The sequence below is a fragment of the Rhizobacter sp. P2_G4 genome, from assembly GCF_056403575.1.
In genome coordinates, this window is record NZ_JBFUFG010000003.1 from 468,662 (window position 1) to 488,231 (window position 19,570).

Annotated in this window: 22 protein-coding genes; 13 read left to right on the top strand and 9 right to left on the bottom strand. The window is 64.6% G+C overall.

Annotated elements, in window-relative coordinates:
• Positions 1-15: 15 nt before the first annotated feature.
• The 4 genes from AC1DYS_RS15055 to AC1DYS_RS15070 all read left to right on the top strand — a co-directional run bounded on the left by AC1DYS_RS15055 (position 16) and on the right by AC1DYS_RS15070 (position 2,870).
• Complete coding sequence (locus AC1DYS_RS15055) at positions 16-672, top strand: MotA/TolQ/ExbB proton channel family protein (protein ID WP_047491208.1); 657 nt, start codon at positions 16-18, stop codon at positions 670-672.
• A gap of 40 nt (positions 673-712) precedes the next feature.
• Complete coding sequence (locus AC1DYS_RS15060; RefSeq protein ID WP_477900445.1) at positions 713-1,213, top strand: ExbD/TolR family protein; 501 nt, start codon at positions 713-715, stop codon at positions 1,211-1,213.
• A gap of 8 nt (positions 1,214-1,221) precedes the next feature.
• Positions 1,222-1,707, top strand: a complete 486-nt coding sequence (locus AC1DYS_RS15065) for an ExbD/TolR family protein (protein WP_047491214.1) — start codon at positions 1,222-1,224, stop codon at positions 1,705-1,707.
• Positions 1,708-1,787: 80 nt separating this feature from the next.
• Positions 1,788-2,870, top strand: a complete 1,083-nt coding sequence (locus AC1DYS_RS15070; protein WP_052197665.1) for an AgmX/PglI C-terminal domain-containing protein — start codon at positions 1,788-1,790, stop codon at positions 2,868-2,870.
• Between the two features lie 76 nt (positions 2,871-2,946).
• On the opposite strand, the gene AC1DYS_RS15075 is transcribed toward AC1DYS_RS15070, so the two are convergent.
• Positions 2,947-3,393 (bottom strand): hypothetical protein, encoded by a 447-nt coding sequence (locus tag AC1DYS_RS15075; protein WP_477900447.1) that lies wholly within the window; start codon positions 3,391-3,393, stop codon positions 2,947-2,949.
• A gap of 205 nt (positions 3,394-3,598) precedes the next feature.
• Between AC1DYS_RS15075 and AC1DYS_RS15080 the strand changes: the two genes are divergently transcribed.
• The 4 genes from AC1DYS_RS15080 to AC1DYS_RS15095 are packed head-to-tail and all read left to right on the top strand — an operon-like array spanning position 3,599 to position 6,315.
• Positions 3,599-4,495, top strand: coding sequence for a DUF6662 family protein (locus tag AC1DYS_RS15080; protein WP_477900449.1), 897 nt, complete (start codon positions 3,599-3,601; stop codon positions 4,493-4,495).
• Between the two features lie 11 nt (positions 4,496-4,506).
• On the top strand, positions 4,507-5,052 hold the full coding sequence (locus AC1DYS_RS15085; RefSeq protein ID WP_477900451.1) for an FMN-binding protein: 546 nt from the start codon (positions 4,507-4,509) through the stop codon (positions 5,050-5,052).
• Positions 5,045-5,866 carry an FAD:protein FMN transferase gene (locus tag AC1DYS_RS15090; protein WP_477900453.1) on the top strand — a complete coding sequence of 274 codons (822 nt, stop codon included), beginning with the start codon at positions 5,045-5,047 and terminating at the stop codon, positions 5,864-5,866. Before AC1DYS_RS15085 ends, AC1DYS_RS15090 begins: the two co-directional genes overlap by 8 nt.
• On the top strand, positions 5,863-6,315 hold the full coding sequence (locus tag AC1DYS_RS15095) for a hypothetical protein (RefSeq protein ID WP_477900455.1): 453 nt from the start codon (positions 5,863-5,865) through the stop codon (positions 6,313-6,315). The genes AC1DYS_RS15090 and AC1DYS_RS15095 overlap by 4 nt, the downstream gene beginning before the upstream one ends.
• 72 nt (positions 6,316-6,387) lie before the next feature.
• Here the strand turns inward: AC1DYS_RS15095 and AC1DYS_RS15100 are convergent, their stop codons facing one another.
• Positions 6,388-7,299, bottom strand: coding sequence for an alpha/beta fold hydrolase (locus AC1DYS_RS15100; RefSeq protein WP_477900457.1), 912 nt, complete (start codon positions 7,297-7,299; stop codon positions 6,388-6,390).
• A 156-nt stretch (positions 7,300-7,455) separates the two neighbouring features.
• Here AC1DYS_RS15100 and AC1DYS_RS15105 point away from each other — a divergent pair, with 156 nt between their 5' ends.
• Together AC1DYS_RS15105 and AC1DYS_RS15110 are read left to right on the top strand one after the other, a co-directional pair.
• Positions 7,456-7,863 (top strand): DUF6496 domain-containing protein, encoded by a 408-nt coding sequence (locus AC1DYS_RS15105; protein ID WP_477900459.1) that lies wholly within the window; start codon positions 7,456-7,458, stop codon positions 7,861-7,863.
• Between the two features lie 37 nt (positions 7,864-7,900).
• Positions 7,901-8,440 carry a hypothetical protein gene (locus tag AC1DYS_RS15110; RefSeq protein WP_477900461.1) on the top strand — a complete coding sequence of 180 codons (540 nt, stop codon included), beginning with the start codon at positions 7,901-7,903 and terminating at the stop codon, positions 8,438-8,440.
• Here the strand turns inward: AC1DYS_RS15110 and AC1DYS_RS15115 are convergent.
• Together AC1DYS_RS15115 and AC1DYS_RS15120 are read right to left on the bottom strand one after the other, a co-directional pair.
• Positions 8,430-8,867 carry a helix-turn-helix domain-containing protein gene (locus AC1DYS_RS15115; RefSeq protein ID WP_477900463.1) on the bottom strand — a complete coding sequence of 146 codons (438 nt, stop codon included), beginning with the start codon at positions 8,865-8,867 and terminating at the stop codon, positions 8,430-8,432. The genes AC1DYS_RS15110 and AC1DYS_RS15115 overlap by 11 nt on opposite strands.
• Positions 8,868-8,971: 104 nt before the next feature.
• Positions 8,972-9,226, bottom strand: coding sequence for a hypothetical protein (locus tag AC1DYS_RS15120; protein WP_477900465.1), 255 nt, complete (start codon positions 9,224-9,226; stop codon positions 8,972-8,974).
• Positions 9,227-9,454: 228 nt separating this feature from the next.
• Here AC1DYS_RS15120 and AC1DYS_RS15125 point away from each other — a divergent pair, with 228 nt between their 5' ends.
• Together AC1DYS_RS15125 and AC1DYS_RS15130 are read left to right on the top strand one after the other, a co-directional pair.
• A complete protein-coding gene (locus AC1DYS_RS15125; RefSeq protein WP_477900467.1) occupies positions 9,455-11,677 on the top strand; it encodes an ATP-binding response regulator in 2,223 nt (740 codons plus the stop codon).
• A 345-nt stretch (positions 11,678-12,022) separates the two neighbouring features.
• Positions 12,023-12,835, top strand: coding sequence for a class I SAM-dependent methyltransferase (locus AC1DYS_RS15130; RefSeq protein ID WP_477900469.1), 813 nt, complete (start codon positions 12,023-12,025; stop codon positions 12,833-12,835).
• Between the two features lie 107 nt (positions 12,836-12,942).
• Here the strand turns inward: AC1DYS_RS15130 and AC1DYS_RS15135 are convergent, their stop codons facing one another.
• The 4 genes from AC1DYS_RS15135 to AC1DYS_RS15150 form a co-directional block, all read right to left on the bottom strand.
• Positions 12,943-13,938 (bottom strand): alpha/beta fold hydrolase, encoded by a 996-nt coding sequence (locus tag AC1DYS_RS15135; protein WP_477900471.1) that lies wholly within the window; start codon positions 13,936-13,938, stop codon positions 12,943-12,945.
• A gap of 192 nt (positions 13,939-14,130) precedes the next feature.
• Positions 14,131-15,198 (bottom strand): AraC family transcriptional regulator, encoded by a 1,068-nt coding sequence (locus AC1DYS_RS15140; protein ID WP_477900473.1) that lies wholly within the window; start codon positions 15,196-15,198, stop codon positions 14,131-14,133.
• Between the two features lie 77 nt (positions 15,199-15,275).
• On the bottom strand, positions 15,276-15,572 hold the full coding sequence (locus AC1DYS_RS15145) for a YciI family protein (protein WP_477900475.1): 297 nt from the start codon (positions 15,570-15,572) through the stop codon (positions 15,276-15,278).
• Between the two features lie 19 nt (positions 15,573-15,591).
• Complete coding sequence (locus tag AC1DYS_RS15150; RefSeq protein WP_477900477.1) at positions 15,592-16,392, bottom strand: SDR family oxidoreductase; 801 nt, start codon at positions 16,390-16,392, stop codon at positions 15,592-15,594.
• A 337-nt stretch (positions 16,393-16,729) separates the two neighbouring features.
• On the opposite strand from AC1DYS_RS15150, the gene AC1DYS_RS15155 reads away from it, so the two are divergent.
• Positions 16,730-18,577 carry a glycoside hydrolase family 2 protein gene (locus AC1DYS_RS15155; protein ID WP_477900479.1) on the top strand — a complete coding sequence of 616 codons (1,848 nt, stop codon included), beginning with the start codon at positions 16,730-16,732 and terminating at the stop codon, positions 18,575-18,577.
• Positions 18,578-18,635: 58 nt separating this feature from the next.
• On the opposite strand, the gene AC1DYS_RS15160 is transcribed toward AC1DYS_RS15155, so the two are convergent.
• Positions 18,636-19,466, bottom strand: coding sequence for a glucose 1-dehydrogenase (locus AC1DYS_RS15160; RefSeq protein WP_477900481.1), 831 nt, complete (start codon positions 19,464-19,466; stop codon positions 18,636-18,638).
• Positions 19,467-19,570: the final 104 nt, after the last annotated feature.

The following is a 19,570-nucleotide window of genomic DNA, read 5'->3' on the forward strand; positions in this document are numbered from 1 at the left end:
CTCACAGGAGAAACCATGAGCGTCATCGACTTTGCCGTCAAGTTCTTTCAGGACAGCGGCGTCGCCATCTACTTCAGCATTGCCATCGGGGCCGTCGGCTTTGCGATCGCCATCGAGCGCTACGTCTTCCTGCGTCGCGCCCGCAGCGAGAACCGCAAGCTCTGGGCAAAGGTGCTGCCGATGCTGCAGAACGGCAAGTTCAAGGAAGTGCACAACGCGGCCTCCGGCTCTGATGCAGCCATCGGCAAGATCGTCGCCAACGGCATCGAGCGCATGCAGAGCCCGGCCCGCCGCGAAGACATCGACGCTGCGATGGAAGAGGGCATGATGGAAATCGTGCCGCGCTTGGAGAAGCGCACCCACTACATCGCCACGCTCGCGAACGTGATCACGCTGGTCGGTCTGTTGGGCACCATCATCGGCCTGATCAAGGGCTTCACGGCGGTGGCGGCAGTCAACCCGGCCGAGAAGGCTGAGCTGCTGTCGGCCTCGATCTCGATCGCGATGAACAACACTGCGTTCGCACTGTCGGTGGCCATCCCGTTCCTGCTCATCCACGCCTTTTTGCAGGCCCGCACCAGCGAGATCGTCGACGGTCTCGAAGCCGCGAAGATCAGCTTCCTGAACCTGACCGGACGCCTGAAGGCCGAGCAGCAAGCCGGGGCGCGCTGATCATGGCCGGTGTTCACCTTCAAACGCTGGAGGCCTGACCATGGCAGTTCGACGCCCGCGCAAGCATGCGGTGCATCTGGAGGTCACCGCGTTCATCAACGTGATCGTGGTGCTGGTGCCTTTCCTCCTGTCCACGGCCGTGTTCTCGCACTTGGCGACGATCGATCTCTCCCTGCCGGCGCAGAACTCGGGTGTCGAGCAGCTCAAGGTCAATGACCTTAAGCTCGAAATCGTCATCCGGCCCGACGCACTGGAGGTCGGCGACCGCATCGGCGGGCTGATTCAGCGCATCGCCAGCACGCCGCAAGGCTACGACCTGCCTGCGCTGTCGGTGCTCGTGATGCAGATCAAAGGCAAGTTCCCTGACTCCAAGGCGGCCAGCGTGCTCGCGCAGCCCGACACCTCCTACGACACGCTGGTGCAGGTGATGGACGCGGTGCGCGAGGCCAAGCCGCCCGGTGCCAAGGCGAAGACGCCCAACGTCGAGCTGTTCCCCGACATCTCCATCGGCGACGCGCCGACCAGCGTCGCCAAGAAATAGGGCATGCCATGAAACTCACGCCGATCCAGAAGCGCGCCGCCCGCAAGGCGCGCAACCAGTCCGGGCTCGACATGAACCTCGTGGCCCTGATCGACATCTTCACGATCCTGATCTTCTTCCTGATGTCGAGCACCGGCATCGAGGTGCTGACCAACGCACGCGCCGTGAAGCTGCCGATCTCGTCAGCCGAGAAAGCGCCGCGCCAGACCATCGTCGTCGCGGTGAGCGACACCGACATCGTGGTCGACGGCCGCAGGGTGGCGTCGACCGCCGAGGCGAATGCACAGCAAGGCGATGTGATCGCGGGCCTCAAGACCGAACTCGACCTCTTGGCGAGCCGCCAGGTGATCGGCGCCGACAAGGACGCGGCCACCAAGGCCATCACCATCATGGGCGACAAGAACATCCCGTACAGCCTGCTGCGCAAGGTGATGTACACCAGCGCGCGTGCGAACTTCAGCGAGATCGTGTTCGCCGTGCAGAGGAAGAGCTGAGATGAATCAACCCCAAGCTCACTTCGTTCGCGGCCTTCAAGGGGCGCGTCAGTCCCTTCGGGCGGCCGGGGTTAACTGACATGGCCGCCCTCGCGATCTCGTTCCGCGCCCCGGTACTGGCCTGGGCCAATGTGCCGGAGGATGACAGGCGCTTCAAGCGCATCCTTAACGGTGTGCTGATCGTTGTCACGATCATCTGCCTGCTCTTGCTGCTGATGCCCAAGCCGAAGGTCGATCGCGCGGCGCCGGCCGAGCTGCCGCCGCGCCTGGCCAAGCTGATGATCGAGCAGCGCACGCCACCTCCGCCGCCCAAGCCGGTGATCAAGCCCGATGCGGCCAAGGAGCTGGAAGCCAAGCCGGGCACGCCCGAACCGGTGAAGCCCGAGCCGTTGAAGAAAGCGGCACCCGTGCCTGAGGCCCGCGTCCCGCAGCCCAACAAGCCGGCGGGTGAGATCGAAGGCGCACGCCGCAAGGCCGCTGGCGTCGGTCTGCTGGCCATGAAGGACACGTTGGCCGAGCTGCACAGCGCGCCGACCGCCGTGCAACTCGCGCAGAACATCAAGCAAGGCCCCGGCGTGGGTGCCGGGGTGGGTGTGGGCGTCGGCGCGGGCACGGATCAGGGCACGCCTGATCGCGCCATGATCACTTCGAACGCTGCCGGCGGCAGCGGCGGCATCAACACGGCCGGCTACAGCCGCAACACCGGTGGCGGTGGATTGGCGGGCCGCGCAACCACGCTGGTCGAAGGCGTGGCTGGAGGCGGCGGTGGCGGTGGTGCAGGCGGCGGTGGCCGTGGCGGCACCGGAGCCGGCTCAGGCCAAGGCGGTGGAGGCGGAGCTGGCGGTACTTTGCAGAAGAGTGGCAGCGGCAAGGCCTCTCGTTCGATCGAAGACATCCGACTCGTCTTCGAGCGCAACAAGGGCTCGATCTACGCCATCTACAACCGTGCACTGCGCGAAGACCCGACGCTGCAAGGCAAGATCGTGCTCAAGCTGACCATTGCACCTTCGGGTGAAGTGACCGACGCGCGCATCGAGTCGAGCGAACTCAAGTCACCGGACCTCGAACGCAAGCTGCTCGCACGGATCAAGCAGTTCGACTTCGGAGCGAAGTCCGTCGAACCGATGGTTGCGACCTACCCGGTGGACTTCCTGCCTTCCTGATCCAGGCCTCATCGACGCAGCAGCCTTCAACGGCTGCTGCGCGCGACCTCCCTCCGACACCTCCTGTCGAGGTGCCTCAGTTCGAAGTCGAGCGCAGGCCCATTCGGCCCGTGAGGGTTCGCAGTGCTACGGTTCGCAAGGCCGATATCTCGCTGTAGCGCGCCGGCGGCGGCTCTTGGGGTGGCATCCGAGCCAGGATCTCTGACCACGCTGAGCTCACCTTGTAGCTCAGCTGCTCATCGACCGCGCTGGCCGATGACGCGGACAGCGCCGTTTCCGAGAGCATCTCGGCGGCTTTGGCCAGCACGTCGTTGAGCAGGTGGAAGAGGTCGCTCGCGCCCAGCGCAAAGACCTCGGGCTCAGGGCCGCCGGTGGTGCCAAGCAGCAGGTAGGGTGCGTTCTCGGCATTCAACCAGCTCCCCACGGCACGTGTGAAGCGAGGTTGACGTTCCACGACGTGAATCAGCGCCTCCATGCTGGTCGCGTTCTTGTCGAAGACGACCAGGCTTCCTTCGTTGCGCACCCGGGAGCCCCTCTGTGGTGAAGCGTCGGATCGTAGCGCCGGGATTTGCCCATCCGGCAGCGGCTTGGAGTCTGGGTTTGAACTCAGTGGAAAAGTGCACACCGTTCATGCCATTTCGTGTTGCAGCGCCTGCGCAACGCCTCGTACAACAAATGAGATTCATTCGCGTTAATATCGCCGCCTCCCAAAAATACTCGGAGGCTTCATGCCCTTTTCCCTGCGCGATGGCTTGATTGCCGCTGCATTGCTGGCCAGTTCCGCGGCCGCCCTCGCCGACGAAAACCTGTTTGGCTACGTTCGCGGCGCCGAAGTGCTGCCCAAGGGCGCCAGCGAGTTCTACCAATGGTTCACCCAGCGCTCTGACAAGGGCACCGGCACCTACCGTGCGCTCGACACCAAGACCGAGTTCGAATACGGCGTGACGGACCGCTTCCAGGTGTCGGCCGAGCTGAACGGGATGGCCCTCAACACCTCCGGCCTGGTAATCGACGGCTACCTGCCGAGCGACAAGAAATTCGGCCTGCGTTTTCGCGGCGTGGAGGTGGCGATGAAGTACAACTTCCTGAGCCCTGCCAAGGACGATTTCGGCCTGTCGGGCACCACGTCCTTCGAATACGGCGTGCTGGACCCGCACTCGGGCCAGAAGAAGAAGGAATACGAAGTCGAAACCCAGCTCCAGGCGCAGAAGTACTTCATGGAAGGCCAGCTCACCTGGGTCGGCAACCTCGGGCTTCGGGCGGCGTACGAAAAGCGCAAAGCCATCAGCAACCTGCCGGCCGACTTCGACTGGCCCACCGATCCTGAGATGGAAATCTCCACCAGCATCGGCACGGGTCTGTCGTACCGCTTTGCGCCCAACTGGTATGCCGGCGTCGAGATGCTGCGTGAATCTGAATTCGAGACCGAGGTCGGACTCGAGCGCTGGTCGCTGTTTGCCGGTCCGTCGATCCACTATGGCGGCAACCAGTGGTGGGCCACGTTGACACTGTTCAAGCAGGTCCGCGGCGGTGGCGAACGCTATGAAGGCCAGCCCGACGACCATCTGCACCTGATCGAGAAGACCAAGAACGAAGTGCGCCTGAAGGTGGGCTACAACTTCTGAGGAGGTCTGCGATGAAAGCTGCTCGCGACTGGGGATTGTTCCTGCTGCCGGCGGCCGCGCTGAGCTGGCCGGCCCACGCGGCCGACTACCTGTCGGTGCAGCAGGCTCAGGTGCTGTTGTTTCCGGCGGCCAAGGGCTTTGCCGAAAAGCCGTTGAAGCTCAACGACGAACAGCGTGACCGCATCAAGGCCGAGTCGGGTGTGCGGCAGCGGTGGGACGAGCAGAAGGTCTGGCGCGCCGAGCGCGACGGCCAGCTGCAAGGCTGGTTTGTCGTCGACGATGTGATCGGCAAGCACGAGTTCATCACCTACGCGACGGCCATCTCGCCCGAAGGCAAGGTGCTGGGTGTCGAGATCATGAGCTACCGGGAAACGCATGGCGGTCAGATCCGCGAAGCGAGTTGGCGCAAGGCCTTCACCGGCAAGACCCTCGCCGATCACTTCAAGCTCGACGATGACGTGCCCAACATCACCGGCGCCACGCTCTCGTGCCGCAACGTGATGGACGGCGTGAAGCGCCTGCTCGTCATCCACAAGCTCTATCTCAGCCATGGCTGAACTGCGGCGCATGCGGCCGCTGCTCGGCACCTATGTCGAGGTGGCAGCCTCGGGTGACCAAGCCGAGAGCGGCATTCACGCCGCCTTCGACAGCCTCGCCGCCTCGCATGCGAAGTGGAGTTTTCAGGACCCGGACAGCGAACTCTCGCAGCTGAATGCGCGGCCGGGCAGCTGGGTGCTGCTGAGCGGCGCGACCTTGCGCCTGCTGCGTCTGGCGCGCGGCATGACGGCGGCCAGCGGTGGCCTTTTCAATTGCACCGTCGGTGGCACGCTGGTGCGTCGCGGTGTGCTGCCCGACCACGGAAGCCTGCCGTTGGTGGATCGCGGTGACGCGAGCGACATCGAGCTGACTGCCGACGCAGCGCGCCTGCGCCGCGCCGTACGTGTCACGCTCGACGGCATCGCCAAGGGCTACGCCGTCGACCTCGCCGTGCAGGCCTTGCGGCGCGCAGGCGTGAGTTCGGGCTGGGTCAATGCCGGCGGCGACCTGCGGGTGTTCGGCGACGCCGATCTCCCTGTGCATCGCCGTGAAGCCGACGGCCGCATGACGCCGCTCGGCCACGTGCGCAATGCAGCGCTGGCCACGTCGCAGGGCGGGCGGCCCACCGAGGCGTTCCCCGCAAGCATCGTCGGTGCCGTCGCTGACACCGAGACCGCACCCACAGCGCTGTGGACGGTGCTGGCGCGCACCGGCTGGCGTGCCGATGCACTCACCAAGGTGGCAGCAACAGCAAGCCACGGCACGCGCAAGCAGTGGGTGGCCCGCCTGGGTGGTCACCTCGTCGAGCCGGCACGCGAAAGACAGGCCGCGTGAAGGGCTACCCGCGCTGGTTCGAGACCGTGCTCGTGGTGAGCAGCGTGCTCGTCTATGCAAGCGGCTGCCTGCTCGTGCCGAACACGCTGGAGGTGCGTGCTGCGTGGAGCACTGGCTTGCGCATGCTGTCGGGTTCACGCGTGCTGCTGGCCGCACTGCACACCAGCCTGGCCTTCCTGATGATGATCCTCATCGGCTCCCTGTGGAGCGTGCACATGCGCGCCGGTTGGCGCCGGCATCGCCAGCGCTGGAGCGGCCTGCTGCTGGCGCTGACATATCTGCTGCTCATGGCAACGGCCGTGGGCATCTACTACCTCTCCGACGAGACCTGGGCCAACGTTGCGGGCCTCGGCCACATGCTGCTCGGTGTGGCGCTGCTCGCGCCCTTCGCGTGGCATGCCGTGGTCGGCTGGCGCCATCGCCGCCAAGTGCGCCTGGACCGGCACTGACGCGATTCCGTTCGCCATCGCGCTCACACATGGCGCGAGCCAAAGAACGGCGTCCTCGAAGCTTCATCACGCTCACTGCCGCAGCCAGGCGTCCGTCTCGCGCGCCGCTTTGGCTTGCGTGAAGTCCAGCAGCGCGGCCACCACCTGCTCCGGAGCCTCTTCGGCCATGTGGTGCCCGCTCGACAACGCGTGTCCGCGCACGTCTTTCGCCCATGAGCGCCACACCTCGACCGGGTCGCCGTAGAGCAAGCCCATGTCGTCTTGCAGCGCCCACAACACCAGCAGCGGGCATTCGACGCGCTTGCCCGCCGCGCGATCGGCTTCATCGTGCTGGCGGTCCACGCCCAGGCCGGCGCGGTAGTCCTCGATCATGGCGTGGACGGTCGCCGGGTTGCGTATGGCCGCAAGGTAGTCGGCAAACGCTTCATTGCCCATCGCTTCACGCTTGCGCGATGAAATGCCGTACCAGGCCTCCGGGTCGGCGTTGATGGCCTGCTCGGGCTTGGTGGGCTGGGCGAAGAAGAACCAGTGCCACCACAGGCGCGCAAAGCGCTCGTCGCACCGCTCCAGCGCCTCGACGATCGGCACCGAATCCATCACGACCAAGCGTTCCACGGCAGTGGGGTGGTCCATCGCCAGCCTGAAGGCGACGTAGGCACCGCGGTCATGGCCGACGGCCGTGAACCGAGTGTGCCCGAGCCGCTTCATCAGTTCGATGCAATCGCGCGCCATCGCCCGCTTCGACTGGTTCGAATGATCGGGGAGCGTCTCTGGTTTGTACGACTCACCATAACCACGCAGATCCGGGCAGACCACCGTGTGCCTGCTGGCCAGGCGCGCCGCCACCTTGTGCCAGGTGGCATGCGTTCGCGGGTGACCATGCAGCAGCAGGACAGGTGGACCCGAGCCGCCGTGGCGCACACGCAAGGTGGCCTCGCTGAGTGGCACACGCTCCAGATGAAAGCCGTCGAAGAATGCAGACATTTCTGCTCCACGTTGTGAGCCGTGCAAGCACCGGCAATCGACGCTCCGCTGGGCGCTGCATCAGGCGTGCGCTGACAGCGTGTTCGTGTGCGGTCCTACAGACTGCGCGCCGGCATCGCCCGTAGTCTGTGGTCCCCAAAATAGCGCGAGGTGATCATGGCCAGCTACGGTAAGAAGGCGTCCACCAAAGTCGAAGCGGCGATGCACGAGCGCAAGCAGGGCACGCTGAAGAGCGGCACGTCAGGCAAGAAGGTCACGAGCCGCAAGCAGGCGATTGCCATCGGCCTGTCTGAAGCCCGCAAGGAAGGCGGCAAGGTGCCGGCGAAGAAGACGGCTGCCAAGAAGGCGCCGTCCAAGAAGACTGCGGCCAAGAAAGCTCCGGCGAAGAAGGCTCCGACCAGGAAGGCCGCAGCAAAGAAGACTGCAGCAAAGAAGGCGCCAGCAAAGAAGGCCGCAGCAAAGAAAGCATCGGCAAAGCGCACGACCTCGCGCAAGCCGGCTGCGAAGGCTGCGGCTCCGCGCAAGACTGCTGCCAAGAAATCCGCTTCGCGACGGAAGACCTAGTTGCCATCGGCCTGACAGCGAATGATCGAGGCGCGCGATGACCGAGCACATCATGATCATTCGCCACGCCGAGAAGCCTTCTGCTGCCGACGGCATCGGCGGTGTCGACGCCGACGGGCATGCGTCCGAACGCGGTCTCTCTGTACGTGGATGGCAGCGCGCCGGTGCCCTGGTGGCTTACTTCTCGAGGCGTGGCACGCATGCCTCGCACATCGCCACGCCGGTCGTCATCATTGCGGCCGCTTCTCATGCCAAGAGCCAACGACCGGTGTTGACCGTTCAGCCGCTGGCCGAATCGCTGGGTGTGCCCTTGCTGTCCCACTATCGCTCGGGTGCGGACGAAGCGCAGGTGCTGACGCATGCGATGCACACGTCAGGGCCGGTGCTCGTCTGCTGGCGGCACGAATCGATCTCGATGTTTGCCCATCTGCTTGGGCATCCCGAAGCCGGGGAGTGGGGTCAGGACTGCTTCGACGCGGTGTGGGTCTTCCGCCGTGAAGGTGAGCAATGGCGCTGGACCATCACGCCGCAAGCGCTGCTCGCCGGCGACGAGCGCTCGCCGCGCTCTACAGCGTAGCCAGCTTTTCAGCCGCTTGCTTCTTGCTCATGCTCCGCAGCGCGGCAATTGCCGGCATGTGCTTGGCCCGGGGGCGAGCCTTGCCGGCTTCCCAGTGGTAGATCGACAGGCCCGACACACCGATCAAGATGCCGCATTCGCGAGCCGACAGGTTCAGCCGTTGGCGCAGGGCCTTCAAGGCGCTGCCGCTGAACCGCATTTGCCGCGACGGGGTGGCCTCTTCATCGGCGGCCGCCGCGGCCGGTTTGCCGCTGGCCCGGGTCAGGCGCCGCACCTGGGTCTCGGCGGCTTGGGCACGGCGCTTCAACGCGGCGATCTCGGCACGGTGCGTGGCAACGGCCTTCTTCAGCGCCGTCAGGTGGCTGCGCAGCTCTTTGCGGGCCACGCGCGAGATCTCAGCTTTGAGGAGGGTGGCTAGATTTGTCATGGGCCGTATTGTGGATGGGCACGGCTTAGCTCCTCACGGCAGATTCCTGGAGTTTTCCCCCGTGCCGCCTGTGGTATGGCGGCGCGGCATCAGGCCGCGGTGGCTCAGGTGTCGTTCTTCACCGCGCCACGCACGTTCATCGCCGCCAGCCCGACCTGCAGCGCAACGAGGGCCCAGGACTGAGTGTGCCAACCCCAGATGACCCACAGCACGTTGCTCGCCAGAAAGACCCAGAAGCCCCAGGCGCGGAAGGACTCTCGCCGCGACGCCACCAGCCATGACGCCACGAGCGTGACCACCATGGCCGGCCATTGAATCGCATCAAGCCAGTTCATGCGCAGACCGGTGGCAAGCGGCATGCCGTTTCGAGACGTGAATATCGAGACTGCGCAACAAGACCGAAAACGGGTCGAAGCTGAGTCTGCAACCAGCGCGCAAACACCCGAGAAGCGGCCGCAATGCGGTGTGATCTGCAAGAATGCTTTCGTACAGGACGATCGGTACGCGTGGCCTGTGCCACGCAAGTACCTCGTGACATTCACGTTGTGGCCGAGCCCGTGTGGGCGGGGCGTTTGCGAGGGCACCCGATGCGGGTCAGAGGCCTACTTTTGCTGGTTGCTGCGGTGGTGTTCGTGCCGGGCTTCCTGGCGGCCATGGTGGCCGTGGGGAAGGTGAGAGACAGCGAACGCGAGGCGTCGTTGCGAGGTCTGCGCGAGACGGTGAGGGCGTCAGCCCTGCTGGTGGATCGAGAGGTCCAGCGGTCGCTCGGTGCCATGACGGCGCTCGCGCAATCGGAACACCTGCTGACCGGCAACCTCAAGGGCTTCTACGACCAGGCCCAGGCCATCAACCAGCCGTACGTGTGGACGCTGCTGTTCGACGAGTCCGGCACGCAGGTGATCAACACCGCGGTGCCGTTCGGCACGCCGCCACCACCGCCTTCGGGGGCACAGCGTGTTGCGCAGGTGCTGGCCTCGAATCGCCTGCTGGTGTCCGACGTGATGCGGGGCCCCGTCTCCGGCAAGCTGCTGACCACCCTGTACCTGCCGACCAAGGAATGGAACGGTAAACGCTACGTCATCGCGCAAGCCTTTTCGATCGAGCACTGGAAGACCTCTGCCTTGCAGCTGAAGAACGGCTCATCGATGACCGTTGGCGTGATCGACCGCAACGGGGTGTTTGTCTCCCGCAACGTGAACGCTGATGCGCTGCTGGGAAAGCCCGCCCGGGCCGAGCTGGTGGCCGCCGCAGCCTCTGCCAGCGAAGGTCTCATCCGGCACCCGACCCTGGAAGGGCTGGACTCATACGACGCCTTCACCCACTCGGAACTCACCGGCTGGACCGTGGCCGTCGCGGTGCCTGTCAAGACGATCGAAGCCTCCGCCACGCATGCGGTTCTTTGGCTGGCGGCCGCGGGTGCCTTGGCGCTGGCCGCGGGCTTGGCAGCAGCGGTATTGCTGGGCCGCCTGTTCATCCGCGTGGTCGACGACACCTCGCGAGCAGCTCAGCAGATCGGCGACGGCGTAGCGCCAGTGCTCCCGCGCAGTTCACTGCAAGAGGTGAATGCGCTCTACGAAGCGCTGACACGCGCCGGCGAGCAGGTCGTCGTCGAGCGCCGTTCGCGCGAAGCGGCCGAAGCCGAGCGCAGCCTGCTGCTGGAGCGTGAGACGGCTCTGCGCGAGGAAGCACAGCAGCAGAACGCCGCTAAGGACCAGTTCCTCGCACTGCTCGGGCACGAGCTGAGGAACCCGCTCGCCGCCATCTCCGGCGCCACGGCCGTGCTGAGCCACCCGCGCACCAACCCCGACGCGAAGGAAAACTTCCTCGCGATCATTCAGCGGCAGAACCGCCACCTCAGGCACATCGTTGATGACCTGCTCGACGTGAGCCGGCTCGCCTCGGGCCGGATCGTGTTGGACAAGAGCCCGCTGAACGTGGCCGATTGCGTGCGCAGCTGCGTCGATGCGCTGCGTGCCAGCGAGCGCGCGGCGAAACACACGATCACCGTGCAGGCCGAAGACGTGTGGGTCGACGGCGACTCGGTACGGCTCGAGCAGATCGTCAACAACCTCGTCTCCAACTCGCTGAAGTGCTCGCCGCCGGGCACCGAGATCCGGGTCGAAGTGCGAGATGCCGGCAACGAAGCGGTGATCCGCGTCGTCGACTCCGGCGTGGGCATTTCAGCCGAGCTGATGCCGCACATCTTCAAGCTCTTCGTTCAAGGCCCCGCGTTGACGGGCAGCATGTCCAGCGGGCTGGGGATCGGCCTCGCGCTGGTGAAGCAGCTGGTCGAACTGCATGGCGGTCGGGTGCATGCCGAAAGCCAGGGCGGCGGGACCGGTGCCACCTTCATCGTCACGCTGCCCAAGATGACCCAGCCGGAGGCGCGGGCCGAGGCGCCGCGCGCGACGGAGCACGTGGGCCGTCGCGTCCTGCTGGTCGAAGACGATGCCGACGCGATGGCCGCGACCGCAGAGGTATTGCGTCTGATGAACCACCGTGTGGTGCAGGCGAAGAACCGCGAAGAGGTGCTGCGCATGGTCGCCACGGAGCCGATCGACATCATCGTGATGGACATCGGCATGCCCGGCCAGGACGGGTACGAGATCGCCAAGGAGCTAAGGCGGCTGCCCGCCACGCGCAGCATGCCGATGGTGGCGTTGACCGGCTTCGGGCAGGAGGTCGACCGGTCGCGTGCGCTGGTGGCCGGGTTCAACGAGCACCTCGTCAAGCCGGTGGACCCCGACCGGCTGGCACGGGTCATCGACACGCTGTCGCCGCGTGGCGAACTCGCCGGTGTGAGGTCGTAGAACCCGTGCTGGGTGGGACAGCCGGGTGGCTGCCTTCCTCGCGAAGCCGACAACGAAGCGGCGCAGAGGTATCCTCAGACTCTTTACTTCAAAGGATCAACATGGCACTGTCAAAGAAGAAGCGCGTAGGCAAGAGAACCATTTCTGCCAAACAAGTCAGAAAGACGGCGAGCGGCAGAAAGCGCCGCAAGGCCGACGGCACCCAGCCCCCGAAGGTGACGTTTCCGACTTCGACGCCAGCGGCATCCTGACCACTCGGGCAAGCTGACTGCGCCAAGCCGCTTCGGCTTGGTAGCAGCGCCAACTCGCGGAGCGGGCGTGGTTCAGATCATCCGAGGAGGTCTCATGGCTGAGAGCGACAAGGTGTTCGCGGGCTCGATCCCGAAGGCGTACGACACGCTGATGGTCCCGCTGATCTTCGAGGCCTACGCGGGAGATCTGGCCGAGCTTGTCGCGGGCTTCTCCCCCGGCTCGGTGCTCGAGACGGCGGCCGGCAGTGGCGTGGTCACGCGGGCGCTTGCGCCGAAGCTTGGCGCCAACGCGCGCTATGTGGTGACCGACCTCAACCAGCCCATGCTGGACTACGCAGCCGCTCGGCAGGCACCCGATCCCCGCATCGAATGGCGGCAGGCGGACGCGCTCGCCCTGCCATTCAGCGATGCCTCGTTCGAGGTCGTTTGCTGCCAGTTCGGCGCGATGTTCTTCCCTAATCGCGTCGCTGGCTATGCCGAGGCGCGTCGCGTGCTGAGGCCGGGCGGTCGCTTCGTCTTCAGTGTCTGGGACCGCATCGAACAGAACGCTTTTGCCGACGACGTCACCAACGCCGTCGCCACGGTGTTTCCGCACGACCCGCCGCGTTTCCTCGCCCGCACGCCGCACGGTTATCACGACATCGCACTGATCCGTGAGGACTTGACTCGCGCAGGGTTTGCTGACATCGATATCCAGACCCGCGAGAAGGTGAGTCGCGCACCCTCCGCACGCGACGCCGCAACGGCCTATTGCCAGGGAACACCGCTGCGCAACGAGATCGAGGCGCGTGACGCCGGCCTGCTTCAGCTCGCGACCGACCGTGCAGCGGAGGCAATCGCCAGCCGCCATGGCACAGGCGCGGTGGCCGGCAAGATCCAGGCACACGTGATCGTGGCGGCGGGATAGGTATCGGCCATTGGGCCGCGTCGGACGCAAGCTGCGTCTAACAGACGAAGCGTGCGGTCCGGCGATGCCTTCGTCACATCAGCCCAGTTCGGCGGCGGAAATCTCGCTCAGGCCTTTTGCGTGCCCTTGATGAAGGCCGCGATCTGCGCGGCTGCCAGCTCAGGCAGCTGGTGGTGCGGGGCGTGGCCGGCGCGCGGGTAGGTGATCAGGTTCAGCGTGGGCAACTGGCCGCCCAGCGCGTACCAGTTCTCGACGGGAACCGAGAGGTCGTGGTCGCCAGCCAGATGCAGGATGGGCACGTCGGTGTTCTTCAGGGCTTGCAGCACCTCGTCCGAAGGGAACATCGGGTTGGGCGGGGAATGGGGAACCTGCGTCAATGCCCATTCCACTGGCACATCAGGGCTGCGATCGTTCTTGCGGGCAAAGATGCGCTCGAATGAACGCTGCGATGCGGCGCGGCTCGCGGCATCCTTCGGCTCGAAGAACATGGTGGTGTACTGCTCCAGGGTGGCCGGCCCTTGCGCGGCCATGTCATAGAAAAGCTGGTCGCCCGGCTTCACCAGCTTGCCAGGCGGCGTCGTCGAGATCAGCACGGCGTGGCTGACACTGCTCCCGAACATGGCCACGTAGATTTGCGCCACGATGCCGCCGAAAGACCAGCCGCCGATCACGACGTCTTTCAGGCCCAGTGCGTCGATCAGTTCCTTGGCGTCTTTCACCAGCGACGCGGGGTTGTAAGACCGTTCCCCGGTCGAAAAGCCCATCCCCGAATGATCGAAGGTCACGACCTGAAAGCCCTGCGCCGCCAAGGCGTCGATGAAGAGCGGGTCCCACAGGTCGAGCACACCGCGGAAGCGATGAGCCAGCACGATGGGCTTGCCCTTTCCTACGGTTCGGTAAGCCAGCTTGCGGCCTCCGACTTCAACGAAGCGGGTGGGCGCCGAAGCCGCGCCTGCGACGTGCGGCAAAGCGGATGCTGGCGTGGAGAGGGCCAGCATGGACAGCGCTGCCGCGCCGGTGACGAGGGTCTGCCGGCGCGTCGCTTGACGGGGCGCGTCCTTCGGCATCGAAGACGTGGCAATGCTGGAATTGAAGAGGCTCATCGGAGTGTTCCTGAAGTGAAGGGGAGTGCATGGCACTGTGCCGACACTGCCAATGGGTCGCACTCGCGGAGCGCGCCAAACAGCTTGCGAAACGCGCCTACATCGAAGGCCCGGTTGCGCGATCTCACTCTCAGACGGTGATGGCCAAGGCGTCACCACAGGCCAGCGGCCTCGCGGCGAGCGCGGGCTCTGTCAATGGGCGGCTTTTGTGGATGCCGAACGCACCGCGTGCGGGGTCGTGCCCGTCCAGGCCTGAAACGCGCGAAAGAACGAGTTGGGATCTTCGAAGCCGAGCAGGAACGAAATCTCTGCACCCGACATCGCCGAGTTGTGCAGGTAGTGGTGCGCCAGTGAATTGCGCAATGCGTCGAGCGTCTGCTGAAAGCTGCTCCCTTCCTCCTTCAACTTGCGTTGGAGGGTGCGGGTGCTGACGCCGAGTTTGCGACACACCGCGAGCATCGACAGTTCGCCGGCGGGCAGGGCCTCGAGCAACGCGCTGCGCACCCGTTCGACCGTGCTTGCGTGACGGTCCAGATCTGCGAGTCGTTGCCGCAGGGCGGGCTCGAAGAACGACCACATGCCGTGGTTCGCCGTGAGGAAGGGGCGCCGCGTGTCGTCAGCCCTGAAGACCACCGTGGGCATTGGCGTGCTGTCGACCGACACGCCGAAGTAGTCGGCATAGGCGCGTGCGTCGGGCGCTGACATCGCAGGCGATGGCCAGCCCACTTGCAGCGGGTACACAGGGCTGCGCGTCGCGAGCCGCACCAATTGCACGAAGAACACCAGCTTGAAGGCCACCAGCACGGGCGGTGGCGTCAACGCTCTATCCAGGAATTTCAAGGTCGCCGTGGTGCGTGCATCTGTGTGCTCGACCTTCAGCGCCATCGGCCCGCTCAAACGCTTGTACTTGGCCAGGCGGCTCAGCGCGCCGTTCATGTCTGCGCTGCACAGGGCAGAGAAGAGTTCGGGGTCGAACCAGTCGGCCGACATCTTCTGAGCGAAGCGCAAAGGCGCCGGGCCATGCGCCGTGCCGGCCTCGGCCTCGATGGCTTCCCACAGTCGGAAGTACGTTGCCGAGTCAAGGCGCGCGTTCTGTCGTGCGAGCATGTCGCCGGGCAGCTGCGCCCGGCGCAAGGCGCTGGCTCCGTCCACGCCGGCGTCTTGCATCAGCACCTGCCAGCCCGGCCACACGGAAAAGCTGCCGGCATGGGCAAGGCGGCCGCTGGGTGTCGCGAGGTCTTCCGTGGGTTCCGATTGCATCGCTTGAGTCTATGCCGCACGTGATGCCAATGCACTGGTTCTTGCGGCGTTGGGGATGGTGTTGAAAGCACTGGCTTTCAGCTGCGCGCCTTCAAATGAGGCATGGTGTAGTGCTCGTAATGCCCAACCCCGCTCTTGATCATGGGATCTTGTGCGGTGACAGCCGAGATGTCTTCATCGTCGGACAGTTGGTAGAGCGAAACGCCATAACCACCGGTTTCGTCGATGACAGGGCCATGGGCAACGATCGAGCCTTGGGCGAGACGGTCGTTCAAGAAGTCGCCATGCTGTTTCATGAGCTTCTGTTCGTCCGCCGACATCGTGGCCAGAAAATCCGCGCGCGGCGGGATGAATTTGCACAGGTAGTACTTCATGGCTGAGGACCTCGATGAGTTATTTCGCTGTTTGCACGCTTTTCAGAATGGAGCCTTCAAACATCTTCGGCGCGTAGCTCTGCAGAAAGAGAATCATCCCGGTCATCTTGCCAACAGGGTTGCTGAACCTGGGTTCCTTGGTGCCAATCAACTTGGTGATGGTTTGCACCACGGCGTCGGGTGCTTCGGCTTCGTCGAGGCCTTTTTGCGTTGCGGCGTTCGCCTGTTTGCGATATTCGTTGTAGTCCGCAATGCGTGCGTTGCCGCCAGAGACCGCGTGCTGGCCGAGCTTCGTCTTGAACCAGACCGGCTCCACCATGCTGACCTTGATATTGAATTGATTCAGCTCGAAGCGCAGTGACTTGAAGAAGCCCTGAACGGCATGTTTTGACGCGGTGTAGTAAGAGAGGTTCGGTGGGCCGATCAAACCCACGATCGAACTCACCGTGATGATCTGCCCCTGCTTTTGCAGCCTGAAAATCGGCAGCAGCGCGTTGGTCACCTTCACCGTGCCCCAGAAGTTCGTTTCAAACTGCTGCCTGCCCATGTCCATCGGGGTTTCTTCGGCCAGGCCGGTGACCATGTAGCCTGCGTTGTTGACCAACACGTCGAGCTGCTTGGTGTGCCGAAACAATTCATCGGTGAAAGACTTGATGGATCGGTCGTCGTCTATGTCCAGCCGCAGCAGTTTGAATGGCACAGCATATTTTTCAGGCTCGCGACTGGTGCCGATGACATTGAAACCTTGCTGATGAAGGTGGTTGGCGAGCATCAGGCCGAAGCCCGAGGACGCGCCCGTGATCAGAACTGTCTTTTTCATACCGTAACCTCGATTGATTAGGTTTGGACTTTGCCTACGAGGGCTGCGTCAGGCGCTCGCAGAACGCGCCAACATGACGGCGGAACGCGCCAAGGTTGAGGTGACCGACCCGTTCGAGCCGGGCCAACGCCAGCAGCTGAAAGTGCAGACATGGAAAGTTCTGCGGCAAGCTCGCGCAGGAGGCAATCGGCAGCTTGGTGCGAGATCGGCGGTGGACGAATGATTCGCAGCGCCTGACGCATCGGTACGCAGTTTGCTGCGTCGGGCTTGACCTTGCGCGTAGCAGCAAGCTGACGCCACGTCGCCTTTGTCGACGTGCTCCCATCAGGAACTCACTGTGCCGTCCGACAAAGAAGACTCCTTGGGCTTCGCCTATCCCAGGCCGCAACTGCGGCGCCGCAACTGGACCTCACTCAATGGCACTTGGCGCTTTCGCCAAGACGACGAGCGCCTGTTTTCACGGCCTCCGGAGGACGACGAGTGGCCGCAGACGATCAACGTGCCGTTTGCGCCCGAGACCGAAGCCAGCGGCATAGCCGACCAGGGCTTCCACTATGCATGCTGGTACCAGCGCGACTTTGAATGTCCGGTGGGCGATGACCGCGTCATCCTGCGATTTGGCGCCGTCGACTACGTGGCGCACGTCTGGGTGAACGGCCGCCTTGCCACGACTCACGAGGGCGGCCACACGCCGTTCTCGGTCGACATCACCAAGCTGCTCGATCCCTCGGGCACACAAACGGTGACGGTGCTGGCCGAAGATGACCCGCACGACCTCACCAAGCCCCGGGGCAAGCAAGACTGGCACGAGAAGCCGCACTCGATCTGGTATCCCCGCACCACCGGCATCTGGCAGACCGTGTGGTTCGAGCGCGTGTCGCGCACGTACATCGAGAAGATTCGCTGGACGCCCCGGGTCGAAGGTTTCTCGATCGGCTTCGAAGCTCGCCTCGCCGGCGATCGCACCGACGACCTGTCGATCGAGGTCAGCCTTCGCCACGGCGAGCGCACGCTGGCCTCGGACCGGTACCTGGTCGTTCAGCGGGAGGTCGACCGAGTCGTCGCCTTGTCCGATCCGGGCATCGACGATTTCCGCAACGAACTGCTCTGGACACCGGAGCGTCCGACCCTGATCGACGCGACGGTGCGCTTGATCCGTGGTGGGCAGGTGATCGACGAGTTCGAGTCGTACACCGCCCTTCGTGCGGTGAACGTGCTCCGCGACCGCTTCATGTTGAACGGCCGGCCCTACATGCTCCGTCTCGTGCTGGACCAGGGCTACTGGCCGCAGAGCTTCATGACACCGCCCGGCGACGCAGCGATCAGGCGCGACGTCGAACTCGTCAAGGCCATGGGCTTCAACGGCGTGCGCAAACACCAGAAGATCGAAGACCCGCGCTACCTCTACTGGGCCGACCGGCTCGGCCTCGTCGTCTGGGAAGAGATGCCGTCTGCCTACCGATTCACGCGCACCGCAATCAGGCGGACGGTGCGTGAATGGACGGAGGCGATCGAGCGCGACTACAGCCATCCCTGCGTCATCGTCTGGGTGACCTTCAACGAGAGTTGGGGTGTTCCGGACCTCACCGCCGTGGGCCAGCACCGGCACGCTGTCGAAGCCCTCTATCACCTGACCAAGACGCTCGACCCGACGCGACCGGTCATCGGCAACGACGGCTGGGAGAGCAGCGCCACCGACATCATCGGCATCCACGACTACGACGCGAATGTGGAGCACATCCGCCAGCGGTATGGCCCCGAGATCAAGGCCGACCAGTTGTTCGACCGGCGCCGCCCGGGCGGGCGCATCCTCACGCTCGATGGATACCCGCACTGCGGGCAGCCCATCATGTTGACGGAGTTCGGCGGCATCGCTTTCGCGAAGGGCACGCAGCCCACGGCCGCGCCCGATCAGCTGGCTTTGGTGGCGGCCGGCAATTCGTCGGTGGTCACATGGGGGTACTCGACGGCGAACGACGAGCAAACCTTCCAGCAGCGGTACCAGGAGCTGATGGGCGCCGTGATCTACACCGCCATGTTTGCCGGCTTTTGCTACACCCAGTTCGCGGACACGTTCCAGGAGGTCAATGGCCTGCTGACGGCGGACCGCAAGCCGAAGATTCCGATCGAAGAAATCGCACGAGCGACGCGCGTTTCACGCCTGCACATTGCGGCGGGTGTGTAGCCCGCCCCGTTGCAGCGACACGCAGCTTGGCGAATGCAAACTGCGTCGAATCGTTCGCCTACAGGATCGGCTTTCCACCCGTGACGGCAATGCGTGCACCGGAGATGTAGCTTCCCTGGTCAGAAGCCAGCAGCACGTAGACAGGTGCCACTTCCGCGGGCTGGCCGGGGCGCTTCAGCGGCACGTCTTTTCCAAACGATTCGACCTGTTCGCTGGGCATGGTCGAGGGGATGAGCGGTGTCCAGATGGGCCCCGGCGCGACCGAGTTGACCCGAATGCCGCGCTCCGCCAGCAGTTGCGCCAGGCCGGCCGAGAAGTTGGCGATGGCACCTTTGGTCGCGGCGTAGGCCAGCAACGTGGGCCGGGGCGTGTCCGAATTCACCGAGCTCGTGTTGATGATCGACGAGCCCGCCTTCATGTGCTTCACCGCGGCCTTGCACAAGTGAAACATCGCGGTGATGTTGACTTGAAAGGTGTGGTCCCATTCCTCGTCCGGAATTTCTTCCAGTGACTCGCGCGTCATCTGGAAGGCGGCGTTGTTGACGAGGATGTCGATCTTGCCGAAGGTGCCGGCCGCCTGTTCGATGATCGCCCGGCAGTGTGAGGGCTCGGCCAGATCGCCCGCAACCGTGACGGCTTTGCGGCCCGCCGCCTCGACCAGCCGAGCCGTCTCGCGCGCGTCCTCATGTTCGTTCAGGTACGAGATCAGCACGTCGGCGCCTTCGCGGGCGAATGCGATCGCCACGGCGCGGCCGATGCCGCTGTCGGCGCCGGTGATGATGGCGGCACGCCCTTGCAGGCGGCCGCTTCCGACGTAGCTTTGCTCGCCGTGATCGGCTTTCGGATTCAGGTCCTTTTCGGAACCGGGTGGTTGCTGTTGCAGGTCCATGGCGTCGTTCTCCGTCGCAGGCAGTTGGGGCGCCGCTGAGGGCGCAACAGCACATGCCGGCAACGCGCGTGCCGCCGTATCTGCTTGCGCGCCATGGGTTCGCC

What these genes read in the sequence shown, in the direction of transcription:
- AC1DYS_RS15055 (WP_047491208.1), top strand. Translation starts at nt 16, where the DNA reads ATGAGCGTCATCGACTTTGCCGTCAAGTTCTTTCAGGACAGCGGCGTC.
- AC1DYS_RS15060 (WP_477900445.1), top strand. Translation starts at nt 713, where the DNA reads ATGGCAGTTCGACGCCCGCGCAAGCATGCGGTGCATCTGGAGGTCACC.
- AC1DYS_RS15065 (WP_047491214.1), top strand. Translation starts at nt 1,222, where the DNA reads ATGAAACTCACGCCGATCCAGAAGCGCGCCGCCCGCAAGGCGCGCAAC.
- AC1DYS_RS15070 (WP_052197665.1), top strand. Translation starts at nt 1,788, where the DNA reads ATGGCCGCCCTCGCGATCTCGTTCCGCGCCCCGGTACTGGCCTGGGCC.
- AC1DYS_RS15080 (WP_477900449.1), top strand. Translation starts at nt 3,599, where the DNA reads ATGCCCTTTTCCCTGCGCGATGGCTTGATTGCCGCTGCATTGCTGGCC.
- AC1DYS_RS15085 (WP_477900451.1), top strand. Translation starts at nt 4,507, where the DNA reads ATGAAAGCTGCTCGCGACTGGGGATTGTTCCTGCTGCCGGCGGCCGCG.
- AC1DYS_RS15090 (WP_477900453.1), top strand. Translation starts at nt 5,045, where the DNA reads ATGGCTGAACTGCGGCGCATGCGGCCGCTGCTCGGCACCTATGTCGAG.
- AC1DYS_RS15100 (WP_477900457.1), bottom strand. Translation starts at nt 7,299, where the DNA reads ATGTCTGCATTCTTCGACGGCTTTCATCTGGAGCGTGTGCCACTCAGC.
- AC1DYS_RS15105 (WP_477900459.1), top strand. Translation starts at nt 7,456, where the DNA reads ATGGCCAGCTACGGTAAGAAGGCGTCCACCAAAGTCGAAGCGGCGATG.
- AC1DYS_RS15110 (WP_477900461.1), top strand. Translation starts at nt 7,901, where the DNA reads ATGACCGAGCACATCATGATCATTCGCCACGCCGAGAAGCCTTCTGCT.
- AC1DYS_RS15115 (WP_477900463.1), bottom strand. Translation starts at nt 8,867, where the DNA reads ATGACAAATCTAGCCACCCTCCTCAAAGCTGAGATCTCGCGCGTGGCC.
- AC1DYS_RS15120 (WP_477900465.1), bottom strand. Translation starts at nt 9,226, where the DNA reads ATGCCGCTTGCCACCGGTCTGCGCATGAACTGGCTTGATGCGATTCAA.
- AC1DYS_RS15125 (WP_477900467.1), top strand. Translation starts at nt 9,455, where the DNA reads ATGCGGGTCAGAGGCCTACTTTTGCTGGTTGCTGCGGTGGTGTTCGTG.
- AC1DYS_RS15130 (WP_477900469.1), top strand. Translation starts at nt 12,023, where the DNA reads ATGGCTGAGAGCGACAAGGTGTTCGCGGGCTCGATCCCGAAGGCGTAC.
- AC1DYS_RS15135 (WP_477900471.1), bottom strand. Translation starts at nt 13,938, where the DNA reads ATGAGCCTCTTCAATTCCAGCATTGCCACGTCTTCGATGCCGAAGGAC.
- AC1DYS_RS15140 (WP_477900473.1), bottom strand. Translation starts at nt 15,198, where the DNA reads ATGCAATCGGAACCCACGGAAGACCTCGCGACACCCAGCGGCCGCCTT.
- AC1DYS_RS15145 (WP_477900475.1), bottom strand. Translation starts at nt 15,572, where the DNA reads ATGAAGTACTACCTGTGCAAATTCATCCCGCCGCGCGCGGATTTTCTG.
- AC1DYS_RS15150 (WP_477900477.1), bottom strand. Translation starts at nt 16,392, where the DNA reads ATGAAAAAGACAGTTCTGATCACGGGCGCGTCCTCGGGCTTCGGCCTG.
- AC1DYS_RS15160 (WP_477900481.1), bottom strand. Translation starts at nt 19,466, where the DNA reads ATGGACCTGCAACAGCAACCACCCGGTTCCGAAAAGGACCTGAATCCG.